A 16725-nucleotide genomic window follows, 5' to 3' on the forward strand; every position below is an offset into this window, starting at 1 on the left:
GCGTGCGATTCGCCAGCCTCGGAAGCGGCAGCGAAGGCAACGCGCTGGTCGTCGAGGCCTCGAGCGGCACGACGACCACCCGCGTGCTGCTCGACTGCGGCTTTTCCGCCAAGGAGGTCGAGCGCCGGCTCGGCCGACTGAATCTCTGCATCGCCGATCTCGATGCGATCCTCATTACCCACGAACACAGCGACCACGTCGGCAGTGCGCTGACGCTCGCGCGCCGCGCGTCGCTGCCGCTCTACATGAGCTGGGGCACCGCGCGCGCGGTGGGCGCGGACGAGGCCGATGTCGATCTCCACGTGCTGTGGGGCGACGAGACGGCCGCGATACGCGATCTGGCCGTGATGCCCTATACGGTCCCGCACGATGCGCGGGAACCGCTCCAGTTCGTGTTCATGGACGGAAACCGCCGGCTCGGCGTGCTGACGGACGTCGGGATGGCTACGCCGCACATCACGGCCGTCCTGAGCGGCTGTGACGCGCTGGTGCTTGAATCCAACCACGATACCGCGATGCTGGCCGCGAGCCGCTATCCGCAGTCGCTGAAGGCGCGGATCGGCGGCAACCACGGCCACCTGAGCAACGACGCGGCGGCCGACATCCTCGCGTCGCTCGAACGCAGCCGTCTCCAGCATCTGGTCGCGGCCCATCTGAGCCAGCAGAACAACCTGCCGGAACTGGCCCGCCAGGCGTTTGGCGGCGTACTCGGGACGGACGGGGAGGACGTGGTCGTGGCCTCGCAGGACGCGGGCTTCGGCTGGCTGATGCTCGGATGAGCGGGGCAGGGCCGCTGCGGCGGCCCGAAGCGGCTGCCGGGCGCTCGATTCGAAAGCGGCAGACGTAAAAAAACCGGCCCTCGGGCCGGTTTTTTTCAGCTGATGCTGAAGGCTTACTGGCTTGCGCCCGAAGCCGGAGCAGCCGTCGCTGCCGAAGCAGCCGACGCCACTGCAGCAGCAGCGTCGCTCGCAGCAGCCGAAGCCGACGAAGCAGCAGCCGAAGCGTCGCTCGCAGCACCAGCAACTGCCGAAGCAGCCGACGAAGCAGCAGCCGATGCGTCGCTAGCAGCCGACGAAGCAGCTTGATCAGCGCTCTTGTTGCAAGCAGCCAGTGCAACAGCAGCCAACAGGGAAGCTACGAGGAGGGATTTCTTCATGATCACGTCCTTTTATGGTTAAAGGTAAGCAACAGCGCGAAACAATACCGGTAATGTGCTCCAACACCGACCTGGGCCGCTGGTGGAGATGCACTTCTTAGAGCGTGAATCTTCCCTACGGCTTGGGCGGAAATTATATGCACTTTCCTATCGACCGTCGACAAATGCGGGGTCAATACGTTGTCTTTCCCATACAGAATTTGATCTGCATGGGCATACGGGGCGACTCACACTAATTCCGGCTTCCGACCCGTATCCAGCCCGCACGATACCACTCGTGCAACAAGGCTGTCATCGAGGGACCCCGGGATAGTGTTACAAACCGTTTCGCCTCCATCTGGCGTTGATTGGCCAGTTCGGGCAGCCATTCCTCGGCTTGCTCGAGCGGACCTTCCTCGCCATTAATGAAGTACGAGCGCGCGTTATACATCAATGCGGCCCTTCTGTCGAGACGCACGCCACGGCGTGATGCCTGCGTAACGAACGCGGCCTCGGACAGCGGACGCTCGGGCGGGTCGAAAACGACGTTCGATTTGGGCTCGCTCAGGTAGCAGCCGAGGAATTCGGCGACGTCGCGCTTGCGCCAGCGGATCGCGTCGACGATCTCGGCGACACGGTCGACCATCGCCGGCGGCAACTGCGCGGGCGCGTCGACGGCCGGCTGCTTCGGATCGCGGTAGAGGTCGTCGCCGCCCGCGTCGCGCAGGCCGCCGCGCTCCGCGAGGTAATACAGGAACTGGGCGCCCAGCTCGCCGGCGGACGGGGCCCGAAAGCCGATCGAGCAGGTCATGCACTCGCCTTCGGCGACGCCGTCGTGCGCGATGTGCGGCGGCAGGTACAGCATATCGCCGGGTTCCAGCACCCATTCGTCGCTCGGCTCGAAGTTCTCGAGGATCTTCAGCGGCACGTCCGGCTGCAGCGACAGGTCCTTCTGCGCGCCGACCCGCCAGCGGCGCCGGCCTTCGACCTGCAGCAGGAAGACGTCGTACGAATCGAAGTGCGGGCCGACGCCGCCGCCGTCCGTCGCATACGAGATCATCAGGTCGTCCAGCCGCGCGTCGGGGATGAAGCGGAAGCGGTCGAGCAGCGCACGGGCCGCGTCGACGTGCAGGTCGAGCCCCTGCACGAGCAAGGTCCAGGATTTGCGCGTGACGGCAGGCAGCGAGTCGGGCTCGAACGGACCGTGCGACAGTTGCCACTTGTTACGAAAATGGGTGATCAATCGCGATTCGGCGTCATAGTCGGCGGCGAGTTCGAACAATGCATCGCGCGTGACCGGCGACGCGACGCCGGGGATCGCCTGGCGGATCAGCAGCGGCTTCTTTTGCCAGTAGCCGCGCATGAATTGCGCCGGCGTCAGGCCGCCGAGCAGCGGCGTGGGAAGATCGGAAGGCGGCGCGCCGAGCGGGGCGGCAGCGGCATCCCGCGGTTCGGCTTGAGACCGGTTGCGCATCGTATAATGAGTTTTGTATTTGGGAGAATTGGATGAAAATCGCAAAAAACACCGTCGTGTCGGTCACCTACAAGCTGTCGGACGCACAGGGCAATCTGATCGAGGAAAGCGACGAGCCGATGGTCTATCTGCACGGCGGCTATGATGGCACGTTCCCCAAGATCGAGGAACAGCTCGACGGCCACGAGGCGGGCTACCAGGCGCAGATCCAGCTCGAGCCGGAAGATGCGTTCGGCGACTACGATCCCGAACTCGTGAAGATCGAGCCGCGCGACCGTTTTCCCGAGCCGCTCGAAGTGGGCATGCAGTTCGAAGGCACGCCGGAAGACGGTGACGAGGAAGCCGACTCGCTGATCTATACGGTCACCGATATCGCCGAAGACAAGGTCGTGCTCGACGGCAATCACCCGCTGGCGGGCATGGCGCTGCGTTTCGCGCTGACCGTGAAGGACGTTCGCGAAGCCACCGAAGACGAAATCGAGCACGAGCACGCGCATGGCGCGGAAGGGCTCGAGATCGTCGACGAGGATGACGACGAAGACGGCGAAGCGCCGTCAGGGCGTACGCTGCACTGAGCTTGCCGGCAGGCCCGGCGCCGGCCCCGATGCGGGGGATGGTGCCGGCCACGACGCGCCGCCCGGTGCGGCGCCGTCGCCCTGCAGCGGCGGCGCGACCGACGACGCGTCGGGCAGCGCCGGCAGCGCGGGAATTTCCGGCATCTGCGGCAGCGGCACGTCGTCGCGCGGCGCGAGCGGCAGCGTGGGCGGCACCGGCAGGTTCTTCGGCACCTCCTGCAGGCTCACGTTGAAGATCGTCTGCCGCGCCGGCGAGACGCTGACCTTCACCCACTGATTCGCCGGATGGCGCGGTCCGATCGCGACGCGCGTCACGTTTCCTACCAGCTCACCGTCGTCGCCATGCAGCGGACGGTCGATCAGAAAGCCGTTCGCCAGCGGTTCGCCGCTCGCGTGCATCACCAGGATCGGGCCGCGGAACGTCGCCGCCGCCTTCACCAGCGTTCGTTTCAGCTCACGGAAGCCGTCGCGCACGCGCGGCCGGTTGAAACGCAGCCACGCGAAGCGCTCCGAGCGTTCATAGCGTTCGAACTGCGGATCGCCTTCGAAAATCACGACCATCGCGCGTGCTTCGCGCCGCTTCGCATATTCGGCCGCGTGGTCGATCCAGAAGCCGTTCGCGACGATGCGATCCTCGAATTCGCCGTTGCGCCCGCCCGCCGTCAAATAATGGTTGTTCGGCGCCGGCGCATTGAGTGCGACGTAGACGATGTCGTCGCGCATCCAGCGTGCGTTTTCGCGATACGGCCGGAACCGTGCGACTTCGCTCTCCCGCGTAATCTGCAGCGCGCCGGGATCGGGCAGCGCCGCGTCGGCGAGCAGCGTCTGCCGCAGGAAATCGAGCCGCTCGACCGGGTCGTAGCCGCCGCCGGCCGCGGTGCTGCACGCGATCCAGTCGTCGTGGCCGGGAATGAACACGAGCGGCACGCGCGCCGAATCCAGGATCGCGCCGCGCTGCGCATACAGCGTGTCGCGGCATGCTTCCTTCGAGCCTTTGAGATCGCCTGCGTAGACGACGAACGCGAGGTTGCGCTCGCGTGCGATCGCATCGAGCAGCCGCTGTGCGGCCGGTTCGTCCGCCGGGACGTTGATGACGCCCGACACGACCGCGAACGAGTAGGGCGCCGCGCTGCGCTTGGGCGGCGCGGCCAGCGCAGCGGCCTGCGCCAGCGCAAGGACCGCCGCGACCAGCGCGGCGGCGGCGCGGGCCGGCAGGCCGCGCGCAACGCGCTTACGCGTGCCCGTCGGCATCGTGCGACCGGACCAGCGTACGCAGTTCGTACAGCAGGTCGAGCGCCTCGCGCGGCTTGAGATCGTCGGGATCGATGTCGCGCAGTTTTTCGAGCGCCGGATGCGGCGTGTCGGGCAGCGCCGGCGCGTCCGCGCATTCGAGATCGTCTACGGCCGCCGGCGGCGCGCTGAAAAGATCGAGTTGCGGCGTGTGCTGGGATGCCGACTGCTGTTCGAGATACGCGAGGTGCTTGCGCGCGGCGCGGATCACCGACGCCGGAACGCCCGCGAGCTGCGCGACCTGTAGGCCGTAGCTCTGGTTCGCCGGGCCTTCGTTGACCGCGTGCAGGAACACGATCCCGTGGCCGTGCTCGACGGCCGACAGGTGGACGTTGGCCGCTTGCGGGAATTCGGCCGGCAGTTGCGTCAGTTCGAAGTAGTGCGTCGCGAACAGCGTGTAGCACGCGTTGTGCGCGAGCAGGTGGCGCGCGATGGCCCACGCGAGCGCGAGGCCGTCGAAGGTCGACGTGCCGCGGCCGATCTCGTCCATCAGCACGAGGCTTTGCGGCGTCGCGTCGTTGAGGATCGCCGCGGCTTCGGTCATCTCGACCATGAAGGTCGAGCGGCCGCCCGCGAGATCGTCGGCCGCGCCGATGCGCGTGAAGATCCGGTCGATCGGGCCGAAGCACGCCGACTTCGCCGGCACGTAGCTGCCGACGTACGCCATCAGCGCAATCAGCGCGGTCTGTCGCATGAACGTCGACTTACCGCCCATGTTCGGGCCGGTGATCAGCAGCAGCTTGCGCTCGGCGCCGAACCGGCAGTCGTTCGCGATGAACTGCTCGACCTGCGCTTCGACGACCGGATGGCGACCCTGCTCGATTTCGATGCCGATCTCGTCGGTGAAGGTCGGCGCGACCCAGTCGAGCGCGCGTGCGCGTTCGGCGAAGGCCGCCAGCAGGTCGAGCTCGGCGAGGGCCGACGCGACGCGCTGGCATTCGGGGATGAACGGCAGCAGCGCCTGCAGCACCGAGTCGTACAGCGCGCGCTCGCGGGCCAATGCGCGTTCCTGCGCGGACAGCGCCTTGTCCTCGAAGGTCTTCAGTTCCGGCGTGATGTAGCGCTCGGCGTTCTTCAGCGTCTGGCGGCGGCGGTAATCGTCGGGCACCTTGTCGGTCTGGCCGCGCGTGACCTCGATGTAGAACCCGTGCACCTTGTTGTATTCGACGCGCAGGTTCGCGATGCCGGTGCGCGCGCGCTCGCGCGCTTCGAGATCGATCAGGAACTGCCCGCAGTTCTCCGAAATGTCGCGCAACTCGTCGAGCTCGGCATCGTAGCCGCGCGCGATCACGCCGCCGTCGCGCACCATCGCGGCCGGCTCGGTGGCGATCGCGCTCGTCAGCAGGTCGAGGCATTCGGCGGGCGGCGCGAGCGCCGCGTCGACGCGCGCGAGCGCATCCGCGTTCGCGACGATCGCGCCGATGCGCTCGCGCAGCGCCGGCAGCGCGGCGAACGTGTCGCGCAGGCTCGACAGGTCGCGCGGGCGAGCGGACAGCAGCGCGAGCCGCCCGGTGATCCGTTCGACGTCGGCGATTTGGCGCAGCGCGCTGCGCAGCGCATCGAGGCTTGCGTTGGCCGGCGCATCGAGCAGCGCGCCGATCGCCTGCTGGCGCGACTGCGCGGCGACCGACGCGCGCGGCGGGTGATGCAGCCAGTGACGCAGCAGGCGGCTGCCCATCGTCGTGCAGCAGGTGTCGAGCAGCGAATACAGCGTGGGCGACTCGGTGCCGCGCAGCGTCTCGGTCAGTTCGAGATTGCGGCGCGTGGCCGGATCGAGCCCGATGTATTCGGTTTCGTTCTCGACCTTCAGGCTGCGCACGTGCCGCAGTTGCTGGCCTTGCGTGGCCGCTGCGTAGAGCAGCAGCGCGCCGGCCGCACCGCACGCGCTCGTCAGCGAATGCGCGCCGAAACCGTCGAGACTCGCGACGTCGAGCTGGTCGCACAGACGCTGCGTGCCCGACGCGATGTCGAAGTGCCAGGCCGGCATGCGCTTGCTTGCGCCTGCGCCGGCGGGAAGGGCGTCGGTCGCGCCGTCCGGCGTCAGGATTTCGGCCGGCCGGATGCGCTCGAGCGCGGCGGCGAGCTGTTCGGGCTCGATCTCGGCGAGCCGCAACGCACCGCTCGCGAGGTTCAGCCACGCGAGGCCGATATTGACCGCGACGCCGCGCTTGTTGTGGCCGGTGCACATCGCGAGCAGGTAGACGTCGTTCTTGTCGGACAGCAGCGCGGCATCGGTCAGCGTGCCGGGCGTGACGACGCGCACGACCTTGCGCTCGACCGGGCCCTTCGACGTGGCTGGATCGCCGATCTGCTCGCAGATCGCGACCGATTCGCCCATCTTCACGAGCTTCGCCAGATACTGCTCGACCGCGTGATGCGGGACGCCGGCCATCTTGATCGGCGTGCCGGCCGACGCACCGCGCTGCGTGAGGGTCAGGTCGAGCAGGCGTGCCGCTTTTTCCGCATCCTCGAAGAACAGCTCGTAGAAGTCGCCCATCCGGTAGAAGACGAGCGTGTCCGGATGATCGGCCTTGATGCGCAGGTACTGCTGCATCATCGGGGTGTGGCCTGCGAAGGCTTCGGGCGACAGCGTGGTCATAGGTCAGGCATGAAGTTGTTGCTTGGGTTGCCCGAGTTTACCAGTGGCTTCGACGCGAACGTGCGAAGTTGGCCGTTTGGTCGATTGCCGGCGGCGCCGTGCAGCGGCAACCGACCTCGAGCGCTGGCTCACGATCGTCGGCCATCAGGCGCCGACGAAAGGGCGCATGGCCGGCAGCCGCGCGCGCTTTCACCATTCCCGATCGAAAGCGTTGCCACGCGCGCGGCAGGGCGGCGGCGCCCGGCTTGCGAGCCTGCGCGCGCCCACCCCGTACCGTCGATCAGGACGCGTGCGCCGACGTCAGGCTGAGCGCCACCGCCTGCGCGACTTCGATGCCGTCGATCGCGGCCGAATAGATGCCGCCCGCATACCCGGCGCCTTCGCCGGCCGGATACAGGCCTTCGACGTTCATGCTCTGGTAGTCGTCCTTGCGTCGAATCCGGATCGGCGACGACGTGCGCGTCTCCACGCCGGTGAGCACGGCGTCGTGCATCGCGAAGCCGGCGATCTTCTTGTCGATCTCCGGCAGCGCTTCGCGGATCGCTTCGATCACGTAGTCCGGCAGGGCGGTGCCGAGATCGGTCGGATTCACGCCGGGCTTGTACGAAGGCTCCACGGCGCCCAGCGACGTCGATGGCCGGCCCGCGATGAAATCGCCGACCAACTGGCCCGGCGCGCGGTAATCGCCGCCGCCGAGTTCGAACGCGCGTTCTTCCCATTTGCGCTGGAACGCGATGCCCGCGAGCGGGCCGCCCGGATAGTCGTCCGGCGTGATGCCGACGACGATGCCCGCGTTCGCATTGCGCTCGGCGCGCGAATACTGGCTCATCCCGTTGGTGACCACGCGGCCCGGCTCCGAGGTCGCGGCGACCACCGTGCCGCCCGGGCACATGCAGAAGCTGTAGACCGCGCGCCCGTTGCTTGCGTGGTGGACCACCTTGTAGTCGGCCGCGCCGAGTTGCTTGTGGCCCGCGAACTTGCCGAAGCGGCTGCGATCGATCAACCCCTGCGGATGCTCGATGCGGAAACCCAGCGAGAACGGCTTGGCTTCGATGTAGACGCCGCGGTCGTGCAGCATCTGGAACGTGTCGCGCGCGCTGTGGCCCACGGCCAGCACCACGCGGTCGCACCGCAGCGTTTCCCCGTTGGACAGCTTGAGCGCGCGCACCTTGCCCTGGTCGATTTCGATGTCGTCGACGCGGGTTTCGAAACGCACTTCGCCGCCGAGCTCGTGGATCGAAGCGCGCATTTTTTCCACCATGCTGACGAGGCGGAACGTGCCGATGTGCGGGCGGCTCAGATACAGGATGTCCTCCGGTGCGCCGGCCTTGACGAATTCGTCCAGCACCTTGCGGCCATAGTGGTTCGGATCCTTGATCTGGCTGTACAGCTTGCCGTCGGAAAACGTCCCCGCGCCGCCTTCGCCGAACTGCACGTTGGATTCGGGATTGAGCACGCTCTTGCGCCACAGGCCGAAGGTGTCCTTGGTGCGCTCGCGCACGGCCTTGCCGCGTTCGAGGATGATCGGACGGAACCCCATCTGCGCGAGGATCAGCCCCGCGAACAGCCCGCACGGCCCCATGCCGATGACGACCGGGCGCAGGAAATCGGCGTGTTCGGGCGCCTTCGTGACGAAGTGGTACGCCATGTCGGGCGTCACGCCGCAATTCGGCTTGCCGGCGATGCGCTCGAGCGCGGCCGCTTCGTCATTGACTTCGATATCGACGATATACGTGAGCTTGATGTCGGCGCGCTTGCGCGCGTCGTGCGCGCGGCGGAACACGGTGTAACGGAGCAGCCCGTCTGGTGCCACGCCAAGCTCCGCGAGGCGCGCGCGAATCGCGGCCTCGAGCGCGCTCTCGGGGTGGTCGAGGGGGAGTTTAATTTCGCTTAGCCGTAACATGATGACTCGGATGCGATTGCCACGGCGCCGTGGCGATGTTGATACAGGCGGGGCCGGCACGCCTACGGCGTGCTTCGCCGCGCGGGCATGCCGGACGCAAACCCTACGCTGTCGTCGCGGGACAAGCGGTGCGAGCGGCAGTACGCCGGCTCGAACGCGCAACTCGAGCAACTTCAGGATAGGCGCACGAAGCGGCCCGCGTACACGGAAGATTGTCCCGCGTGTCGGGCGATCGGCGCGCCATCACGACGATGTCGCGCGAGCGGCTTGCGCGAGAGCCGCGCCACGCGGGCGCGGCCCGGGCTTACTCCGCTGCCGGATGCATGCGGCTGTAGCGGTTCAGGATCGGAATCATTTGCGCGTAGATCTTCGGGTTCGCGGCGACGATTTCATGGCGATGCAGGAAATCGGCGTCGCCCGTGTAGTTGCCGACGAGGCCGCCGGCCTCGGTGATCAGCAGGCTGCCCGCGGCCATGTCCCACACGTTGATGCCTTGCTCGAAGAACGCGTCGAGGCGGCCGGCCGCGACGTTCGCGAGGTCGAGCGCCGCCGCGCCCGGGCGGCGCAGGCCCGTGCAGGCCTGCGTCATTTCGGTGAAGAGGCGCGCGTACGCGTCGAGGCCGTCCTTCTCGCGGAACGGGAAGCCCGTGCCGACCAGCGCGTCCGACAGGCGGTCGCGGCGGCCCACGCGGATGCGGCGGTCGTTCAGGTACGCGCCGCGGCCGCGGGTGGCCGTGAACAGGTCGTTCTTGTTCGGATCGTAGACGACGGCCTGCGTGACGACGCCCTTGTGCTCGAGCGCGATCGATACGCAGTAGTACGGGAAGCCGTGGATGAAGTTGGTCGTGCCGTCGAGCGGATCGATGATCCACTTGAATTCGGATTCGTTCTCCGATTCGCCCGATTCCTCCGCGAGGATCGCGTGGTCGGGGTAGGCGGTCTTCAGCGTCTCGATGATCGCGTCTTCGGCGGCCTTGTCCACTTCGGTGACGAAGTCGTTCTGCTGCTTCTTGCGGATCTCGATCAGGTCGAGATCGAGGGACGCGCGATTGATGATCTGTCCGGCGCGGCGCGCAGCCTTGACAGCAATGTTGAGCATGGGATGCATGAGCCTGGATCCTGTAGCCGGCGGCACGGGCCGCCACGAAGTGGGACAACCGCCCGGAACGGCGCAAGCGTGCCGGGGCGAGGTGAGACGCGAATTGACAAAGAGCGGGGTACGACCCGCGCTGCGCCGAGCGCAACGCGTAAGGGCATGATTTTACCCGATTTTCGGCGGTTTCAGGCGACCGGCATGCGGGGAAACCCCACTGGCCGTCCGGACGAGTGGGTTTGCGCGGGCGATGGCGATACCATACGGCCATTCTGATGAACCGAGTCGTATCGTAGTGGAAACCCCGCAGAACACCGCCGCGCCGTCCGAATCGGGCGCGGCCTCGTCCGCGCCGCCGTCCGGCGGCTTCACGTCCACCCGCTTCGTGCTCGTCGAGCCGAGCCATCCCGGCAACGTCGGGGCGGCGGCCCGCGCGCTGAAGACGATGGGCTTCTCGCGTCTCGTGCTGGTCGCGCCGCGCGTGCCGCACGTGCAGAGCGACCCCGAGGCGATCGCGATGGCCAGCGGCGCGGACGACGTCCTCGCGTCCGCGCACGTCGTGCCGACGCTCGGCGAAGCGCTGTCCGGCGTGCACTGGTCGATCGCGCTGACCGCGCGCACGCGCGAATACGGACCGCCGCGCCTCGCGCCGCGCGCGGCCGCCGCGCAGGCGAGCGCGCAGGTCGGCGTGGGCGACATCGCGCTCGTGTTCGGCAACGAGCGCACCGGTCTCGCGAACGAGCATGTCGACCAGTGCAGCGCGCTCGCGCATATTCCGGCCAACCCGGCCTACAGTTCGCTGAATCTTGCGCAGGCCGTGCAGGTGCTCGCGTACGAGTTGCGCGTCGCGTTTCTCGAACAGGCGAGCGAGCCGTCGGCGCAGCCGCCGGCCGAAGCCGGCACGCTCGCGCAGAGCGACGAGATCGAGCGCATGTACGTGCACCTCGAGAACGCGTTGATCGCGCTCGACTTCCTCGATCCGCGCAATCCGAAGAAGCTGATGCCGCGGCTGCGGCGCCTGTTTGCGCGCACGGGCCTCGAGCGCGAGGAGGTCAACATCTTGCGCGGCGTCGCGAAGCACATCCTGCTGAAGTCGGGCAAGCCGGACGGCGACGCGTAGGCGGCCGGCGCTCCGATTGGCGGGCGGGGCGGGAGTCCGCTGGATGCGGCGTGCGGCCGGGCAGGCCGTGCGTCGGCCTGCCGGAGACGTCGAACCGGCTGTTTCTCCCGACCGATCGCCTCCGGAAACCCCGCCGCAACAAGCGTCCCGGCCGAATACCCGCGCCGACGGCGGGGTGAACGCGCGACCGCGTGCGGCCGGGCGCGACTGGCCCTACAATCGCCGGACGTCATAAGCAAATGACCCGGCGCGATAACGGCCGGCATTGCCGGCGATGCGCGCCGGCCTTTTCCCAGATCACATCATGTTCACGAGACTGCGCGAAGACGTTGCAACGATTCGCGAGCGGGATCCCGCCGCTCGCAGTGCGTGGGAAGTGCTGACCTGTTATCCGGGGCTGCATGCGCTCGTGCTGCACCGTTTCGCGCACGCCTGCTGGCGCGCGAAACGCTACTGGCTCGCGCGGTTCGCGTCGCAGGCCGGCCGGTTCCTGACGGGGATCGAGATCCATCCCGGCGCGACGATCGGCCGGCGCGTGTTCATCGATCACGGCATGGGCGTCGTGATCGGCGAGACGGCGATCATCGGCGACGACTGCACGATCTATCAGGGCGTGACGCTGGGCGGCACGTCGCTCACGCGCGGCGCGAAGCGTCACCCGACGCTGGAAGCCGGCGTGATCGTCGGCGCCGGCGCGAAGGTGCTCGGCGGTTTCACGGTCGGCGCGGGCGCGAAGATCGGCTCGAACGCGGTGGTCGTCAAGCCGGTGCCGGCGGGCGGCACCGCGGTCGGCAATCCGGCGCGCATCGTGATGCCGGCGCAGCCGAAGCCGCAGCCCGAGCGCGCGGCGTTCTGCGCGTACGGGATCACGCCGAACGCGGACGATCCGATGTCGCTCGCGATTCACGGGTTGATCGATCACGCGGCGAAGGAAAGCCGCCGCGTCGACGAAATCGTCGCGGCGCTCGAGCGGCTCGGCACGCATCTGGAAACGCTGCAGGGCGCCGACGCGGCGCGCCTCGACCTGCGCAGGCTGTCGGCGGTGCTGGAAGGCAAGACGGTCGAACGCCAGATGTAACGAACGTGACGCGCACTGATCGCTGCTGGTCGGTGCGACGGCAGCGGCGGCGTCAGTCGAGCGGCATCGCGTGGATGCCTTCCGAGTCGACGCGCAGATAGCCGCCGCGCGGCATGCCGTGATCGAGATCCCAGTCGGGCAGCACCCAGCGGATCCCGCCCGGTTCCGCGTGGCGCGCGGGGCGGTGCGTGTGGCCGTGAATGATCACGCTCGCGCGGCTTTTCCGGAACAGCGCGGCCACGCCTTCCCGCGTGACGTCGTAGGCGGCCGAAGCAGGGCGCATCCGGCCCGCTTTGCTGGTCGAGCGCATGCGCTGCGCGAGCGCACGGCGCCAGCGGAACGGCCACGCGAGAAACAGCCATTGCGCGACGCGGTTGCGCGCGAAGCGGCGGAACACCTGGTAGCCGCGGTCGGCCGTGCACTGCGCGTCGCCGTGCGCGAGCACGATGCGCTGGCCGAATGCCATGATCAGCGAAGGGTCGGGCAACAGCATTGCGCCGGCCGCCTTCATGAAGCGCCGGCCGAGCAGGAAATCGCGGTTGCCGTGCATCACGTAGAGCGCGATCCCGCGCTCCGAGAACGTGTGCATCAGCGCGGCCATGCGCGCGGCGAACGGATCGTCGTCGAGGATGTCGTCGCCGATCCAGTATTCGAACAGGTCGCCGAGGATGAACACCGAGTCGGCGCTGTCGGCGGTGTATTTCACGAAATGCTCGAACGCGGCGACCGTCTTCGGAATCGCCTCGCTCAGGTGCAGATCGGACAGAAACAGGAACGGGCGTGCGGCTTGCGCGTATTCGCGCTCGCCCGGCACGCCCGCGGAGACGCTTCGCGGCGGACTCTCCTGCAACATCGAAGTGCCTCCGTAACGGCTGGTGCGTCAGACCACCACGGCCTTTTCGATCACGACGTCGTCGGTCGGCACGTCCTGATGGAAGCCGGCGTTGCCCGTCTTGACGCCCTTGATCTTGTCGACCACGTCCTGGCCTTCGACGACCTTGCCGAACACAGCGTAGCCCCAGCCCTGCGGCGTCGGCGACGAGTGGTTCAGGAAGTCGTTGTCGTTCACGTTGATGAAGAACTGGGCGGTCGCCGAGTGCGGATCGTTCGTGCGCGCCATCGCGACCGTGTAGTTGTCGTTCTTCAGGCCATTGTTCGCTTCGTTGTCGATCGGCGCGTCGGTCGGCTTCTGCTTCAGGCCCGGCTCGAAGCCGCCGCCCTGGATCATGAAGCCGTTGATCACGCGATGGAACACGGTGCCGTCGTAATGGCCCTTCTTCACGTAGTTCAGGAAGTTCTCGACCGTCTTCGGTGCCTTCGCGGCGTCGAGTTCGAGCTTGATCACGCCGTGGTTCGTATGCAGTTCAACCATGATGAATTCCTTCGGTGAGGCGGTTTAAATGGCACGCGGCCGGTCGTGCGACGCGGCCGCGTGTGGCGCCGGACGTGCCGGCAGGTGCTTACTTGGAGACGATGCTCGCCGATTCGATCACGACCGGTTGCGCCGGCACGTCCTGCATCGGCCCGCGCGAGGTCGTCGCCACGCCTTCGATCTTCTTCACGACGTCGAGGCCCGACACGACCTTGCCGAACACCGCATAGCCGTTGCCGTCCGGGTTCGGGTAGTCGAGGCCGCCGTTGTCGACCGTGTTGATGAAGAACTGCGCGGTGGCCGAATTCGGATCGCTCGTGCGCGCCATCGCGATCGTGCCCGTCAGGTTCTTCAGACCATTGCGGCTTTCCAGCGGGATCGGCGCGCGGGTCGGCTTTTCCTCGAAGTTGGTCTTGTAGCCGCCGCCCTGGATCATGAAGCCCTTGATCACGCGATGGAAGATCGTGCCGTTGTACTGGCCGGCCTTCACGTAATCGAGGAAGTTGGCGACGGATTTCGGCGCCTTCTCCGGATAGAGCTCGACGCGGATGTCGCCCTGCGAGGTCTTCAGCTGCACGACGGGGTGCGCGGTGGCCGTTTGCGCGAACGCGGGCGCGGTCGCGAGAAGGGCGGCGGCGCCAAGCGCCAGCAACAGACGTTTCATTGCGATCCTCAGGTTGGGAGGGAAGGAAGGCCGCGCCGCTTATTTCGACGGCGCGACGTACGGTGCCGCCAGTGCGCCCGACGGACCGCTGAACTGGAACGTCGGCGACATCGGCAGCGTGGTGGTGCTCACGTTCGCGGCGGCGCGGTCGGTGTAGTCGCGCGTGGCCGGCGACGTCGCGCGGGCGTTTGGCGCGGCTTTCGACGGCGACACGATTTTCTGCAGATCGGCGAGGCGCTGCGCGGTCGCGCCGCTCGTGCGGCCGAGCGATTGCGCGCGCTTGTACGATTCGGCCGCGAGGCGCAGGTACAGATCGCCGAGGTTCTCGTACGCGAGCGAGTAGCTCGGGTTCGATTGCGTCGCGGTGACGAGCGCGGTGCGCGCTTCGTCATAGCGGCCGTGCTTCGCGTAGAGCGCCGCGAGATTGTTGTACGGCTCGGGCAGTTCGGGGTACGCCTGCGTGATCGCGACGAACTGCTGGATCGCGTCGTCGTCGCGGTTCAGGCGGGCCAGCACGGTGCCGCGCTTGAACTGCGCCTGCACGTCGCGCGGGTTCGACGCGATGCGCGCGTCGAGCTGCGCGAGCGCCTGCTTCCACTGCTTGCCGGCGATCGATGCGTTGACTTCCGGGGTGCCGTCGGCGACCGCCGGGGCCTTTTGCGCATGCGCCGCGGGCGCTGCGAAAAGCGTCAGCGCGACGCCCATGACGGTGGTCGCAACGAGGGTCGCAGCGCTCGGCGCGCGGCCGCGATGAGGTTTCATAGGCGTAAATCGGAATGTTATACTCCGACCCATTCTAACAAAACGTCTGCGCGTTCCGGCGAGCGGCAGACAGTCTTTCTTAGCCTCTCGTGGCCGTCACCGCTGTGCTTGCAGCCTGACCGCCCCATGTGATATCGAGGACGCGCGGCCTGGCGCCGCGGCAGATGGTCCGTCCGTTTCACATGCTGGGCGAGCTTCGCCAGGGCGGTTTCCTTCGGCTCACGGTTCATCTCTATGGAATCACTGCGCATCTACAACACGCTCGCGCGTGACAAGCAAGTTTTCGTGCCGCGCCAGCCCGGCGAAGTGCGGATGTACGTATGCGGGATCACCGTCTACGACTATTGTCACGTGGGCCATGCGCGCATGCTGGTCGTGTTCGACCTCGTCCAGCGCTGGCTGCGTGCGATCGGCTATCGGGTCACGTACGTGCGCAACATCACCGACATCGAGGACAAGATCATCCGCCGCGCGGTCGAGAACGGCGAGACGATCAAGTCGCTGACCGACCGCTTCATCGGCGCGATGCACGAGGATGAAGCCGCGCTCGGCATCCAGCGGCCCGACATCGAGCCGCGCGCGACGCAGTTTATCCCGCAGATGCTCGGCATGATCGAGACGCTCGAGGCGAACGGCTACGCGTACCAGGCGACCGACGGCGACGTCAATTACTCCGTGCGCAAGTTCGCGAACTACGGGAAGCTGTCGGGCAAGTCGCTGGACGATCTCCGCGCGGGCGAACGCGTCGCCGCGAACGACGCGAAGCAGGATCCGCTCGACTTCGTGCTGTGGAAGCGCGCGAAGGCGGACGAGCCGGACGGCGCGTCGTGGGCGTCGAAGTACGGGATGGGGCGTCCGGGCTGGCACATCGAGTGCTCGGCGATGGGCTGCTCGCTGCTCGGCAATCATTTCGACATCCACGGCGGCGGGCAGGATCTGCAATTCCCGCACCACGAGAACGAGATCGCGCAGAGCGAAGGCGCGACCGGCGAGACGTTCGTCAATTACTGGATGCACAACGGCTTCGTGCAGGTCGACAACGAGAAGATGTCGAAATCGCTCGGCAACTTCTTCACGATCCGCGAGGTGCTCGAGCGTTACGACGCGGAAGTCATGCGCTTCTTCATCGTGCGCACGCACTACCGTTCGCCGCTCAATTACAGCGACGTGCATCTCGACGATGCACGCGCGTCGCTCACGCGTCTGTACACCGCGCTGAAGGATGTCGAGCCCGACACGCTCCCGCTCGACTGGAACGAGCCGCATGCGCAGCGTTTCGCGGCCGCGATGAACGACGATTTCAACACGCCGGTCGCGGTGGCGACGCTGTTCGAGCTGGCGGGCGAAGTCAACCGCACGCGCGATGCGTCGCTCGCGCGGCAACTGAAACAGCTGGCGGGCCTGCTCGGCCTGCTGGGCCGCGAACCGCGCGCGTTCCTGCAGCAGGCGTCCGGCGCCGCGCAGGCGGGCGGGCTCGCGGCCGACGAGATCGAAGCGAAGATCGCCGCGCGCGTCGCGGCGAAGCAAGCGAAGGACTATGCCGAAGCGGACCGGATCCGGGCGGAACTGCTCGAAGCCGGCATCGCACTTGAAGACAAACCGGGCGGATCGACCGAATGGCGTCGCGTATGAGCGCGGCGCGTTCCACTGACCGATCCGT

The 16725-nt window shown here is 67.3% G+C and carries 15 protein-coding genes and 1 pseudogene; 6 read left to right on the forward strand and 10 right to left on the reverse strand.

The window, feature by feature from the left end; all coding sequences use genetic code 11:
• The first annotated feature begins 2 nt into the window (after window positions 1-2).
• A complete protein-coding gene (locus J8I33_RS23220; protein ID WP_209939135.1) occupies window positions 3-779 on the forward strand; it encodes an MBL fold metallo-hydrolase in 777 nt (258 codons plus the stop codon).
• Between the two features lie 121 nt (window positions 780-900).
• Window positions 901-1065: a hypothetical protein gene (locus tag J8I33_RS23225; RefSeq protein ID WP_162838119.1), complete on the forward strand. Its 165-nt coding sequence runs from the start codon at window positions 901-903 to the stop codon at window positions 1063-1065.
• Window positions 1066-1085: 20 nt separating this feature from the next.
• Here the strand turns inward: J8I33_RS23225 and J8I33_RS34885 are convergent.
• Both J8I33_RS34885 and J8I33_RS23230 read right to left on the reverse strand, forming a co-directional pair.
• A pseudogene (locus J8I33_RS34885) lies at window positions 1086-1332 on the reverse strand (hypothetical protein).
• A gap of 56 nt (window positions 1333-1388) precedes the next feature.
• Window positions 1389-2609, reverse strand: a complete 1221-nt coding sequence (locus J8I33_RS23230) for a cupin domain-containing protein (protein ID WP_050012981.1) — start codon at window positions 2607-2609, stop codon at window positions 1389-1391.
• A 32-nt stretch (window positions 2610-2641) separates the two neighbouring features.
• On the opposite strand from J8I33_RS23230, the gene J8I33_RS23235 reads away from it, so the two are divergent.
• The gene (locus J8I33_RS23235; RefSeq protein WP_011694320.1) at window positions 2642-3184 is read left to right on the forward strand and encodes a peptidylprolyl isomerase; all 543 of its coding nucleotides are present in this window, start codon (window positions 2642-2644) and stop codon (window positions 3182-3184) included.
• Here J8I33_RS23235 and J8I33_RS23240 read toward each other — a convergent pair.
• The 4 genes from J8I33_RS23240 to J8I33_RS23255 all read right to left on the reverse strand — a co-directional run bounded on the left by J8I33_RS23240 (window position 3164) and on the right by J8I33_RS23255 (window position 10084).
• Window positions 3164-4435: a hypothetical protein gene (locus tag J8I33_RS23240; RefSeq protein ID WP_089488586.1), complete on the reverse strand. Its 1272-nt coding sequence runs from the start codon at window positions 4433-4435 to the stop codon at window positions 3164-3166. The two genes, J8I33_RS23235 and J8I33_RS23240, sit on opposite strands and share 21 nt — an antisense overlap.
• Window positions 4416-7073, reverse strand: a complete 2658-nt coding sequence (mutS, locus tag J8I33_RS23245) for a DNA mismatch repair protein MutS (protein ID WP_209939136.1) — start codon at window positions 7071-7073, stop codon at window positions 4416-4418. Before mutS ends, J8I33_RS23240 begins: the two co-directional genes overlap by 20 nt.
• A 280-nt stretch (window positions 7074-7353) precedes the next feature.
• Complete coding sequence (locus J8I33_RS23250) at window positions 7354-8976, reverse strand: NAD(P)/FAD-dependent oxidoreductase (RefSeq protein ID WP_209939137.1); 1623 nt, start codon at window positions 8974-8976, stop codon at window positions 7354-7356.
• A 304-nt stretch (window positions 8977-9280) separates the two neighbouring features.
• Window positions 9281-10084, reverse strand: coding sequence for an inositol monophosphatase family protein (locus J8I33_RS23255; protein ID WP_050012977.1), 804 nt, complete (start codon window positions 10082-10084; stop codon window positions 9281-9283).
• A gap of 280 nt (window positions 10085-10364) precedes the next feature.
• Here J8I33_RS23255 and J8I33_RS23260 point away from each other — a divergent pair, with 280 nt between their 5' ends.
• A complete protein-coding gene (locus J8I33_RS23260) occupies window positions 10365-11189 on the forward strand; it encodes an RNA methyltransferase (protein ID WP_050012976.1) in 825 nt (274 codons plus the stop codon).
• Between the two features lie 304 nt (window positions 11190-11493).
• Complete coding sequence (cysE, locus tag J8I33_RS23265) at window positions 11494-12267, forward strand: serine O-acetyltransferase (RefSeq protein ID WP_027784824.1); 774 nt, start codon at window positions 11494-11496, stop codon at window positions 12265-12267.
• 52 nt (window positions 12268-12319) lie between these two features.
• On the opposite strand, the gene J8I33_RS23270 is transcribed toward cysE, so the two are convergent.
• From J8I33_RS23270 to J8I33_RS23285, 4 genes are all read right to left on the reverse strand, one after another.
• The gene (locus J8I33_RS23270; protein WP_209939138.1) at window positions 12320-13120 is read right to left on the reverse strand and encodes a UDP-2,3-diacylglucosamine diphosphatase; all 801 of its coding nucleotides are present in this window, start codon (window positions 13118-13120) and stop codon (window positions 12320-12322) included.
• 27 nt (window positions 13121-13147) lie between these two features.
• A complete protein-coding gene (locus J8I33_RS23275; protein ID WP_006478428.1) occupies window positions 13148-13639 on the reverse strand; it encodes a peptidylprolyl isomerase in 492 nt (163 codons plus the stop codon).
• Between the two features lie 88 nt (window positions 13640-13727).
• The gene (locus J8I33_RS23280) at window positions 13728-14303 is read right to left on the reverse strand and encodes a peptidylprolyl isomerase (RefSeq protein WP_209939139.1); all 576 of its coding nucleotides are present in this window, start codon (window positions 14301-14303) and stop codon (window positions 13728-13730) included.
• A 39-nt stretch (window positions 14304-14342) separates the two neighbouring features.
• Window positions 14343-15065, reverse strand: coding sequence for a tetratricopeptide repeat protein (locus tag J8I33_RS23285; RefSeq protein ID WP_209939140.1), 723 nt, complete (start codon window positions 15063-15065; stop codon window positions 14343-14345).
• 234 nt (window positions 15066-15299) lie between these two features.
• Between J8I33_RS23285 and cysS the strand changes: the two genes are divergently transcribed.
• The gene (gene cysS / locus J8I33_RS23290; protein ID WP_124651481.1) at window positions 15300-16697 is read left to right on the forward strand and encodes a cysteine--tRNA ligase; all 1398 of its coding nucleotides are present in this window, start codon (window positions 15300-15302) and stop codon (window positions 16695-16697) included.
• Window positions 16698-16725: the final 28 nt, after the last annotated feature.

Origin of the sequence: Burkholderia sp. AcTa6-5 (genome assembly GCF_017815075.1) — a bacterium.
In the GTDB taxonomy this organism is placed as follows: Bacteria; Pseudomonadota; Gammaproteobacteria; order Burkholderiales; family Burkholderiaceae; genus Burkholderia; species Burkholderia sola.

What these genes read in the sequence shown, in the direction of transcription:
- J8I33_RS23285 (WP_209939140.1), bottom strand. Translation starts at nt 15,065, where the DNA reads ATGAAACCTCATCGCGGCCGCGCGCCGAGCGCTGCGACCCTCGTTGCG.
- J8I33_RS23230 (WP_050012981.1), bottom strand. Translation starts at nt 2,609, where the DNA reads ATGCGCAACCGGTCTCAAGCCGAACCGCGGGATGCCGCTGCCGCCCCG.
- mutS (WP_209939136.1), bottom strand. Translation starts at nt 7,073, where the DNA reads ATGACCACGCTGTCGCCCGAAGCCTTCGCAGGCCACACCCCGATGATG.
- J8I33_RS23250 (WP_209939137.1), bottom strand. Translation starts at nt 8,976, where the DNA reads ATGTTACGGCTAAGCGAAATTAAACTCCCCCTCGACCACCCCGAGAGC.
- J8I33_RS23255 (WP_050012977.1), bottom strand. Translation starts at nt 10,084, where the DNA reads ATGCATCCCATGCTCAACATTGCTGTCAAGGCTGCGCGCCGCGCCGGA.
- J8I33_RS23270 (WP_209939138.1), bottom strand. Translation starts at nt 13,120, where the DNA reads ATGTTGCAGGAGAGTCCGCCGCGAAGCGTCTCCGCGGGCGTGCCGGGC.
- J8I33_RS23240 (WP_089488586.1), bottom strand. Translation starts at nt 4,435, where the DNA reads ATGCCGACGGGCACGCGTAAGCGCGTTGCGCGCGGCCTGCCGGCCCGC.
- J8I33_RS23275 (WP_006478428.1), bottom strand. Translation starts at nt 13,639, where the DNA reads ATGGTTGAACTGCATACGAACCACGGCGTGATCAAGCTCGAACTCGAC.
- J8I33_RS23235 (WP_011694320.1), top strand. Translation starts at nt 2,642, where the DNA reads ATGAAAATCGCAAAAAACACCGTCGTGTCGGTCACCTACAAGCTGTCG.
- J8I33_RS23280 (WP_209939139.1), bottom strand. Translation starts at nt 14,303, where the DNA reads ATGAAACGTCTGTTGCTGGCGCTTGGCGCCGCCGCCCTTCTCGCGACC.
- cysE (WP_027784824.1), top strand. Translation starts at nt 11,494, where the DNA reads ATGTTCACGAGACTGCGCGAAGACGTTGCAACGATTCGCGAGCGGGAT.
- cysS (WP_124651481.1), top strand. Translation starts at nt 15,300, where the DNA reads ATGGAATCACTGCGCATCTACAACACGCTCGCGCGTGACAAGCAAGTT.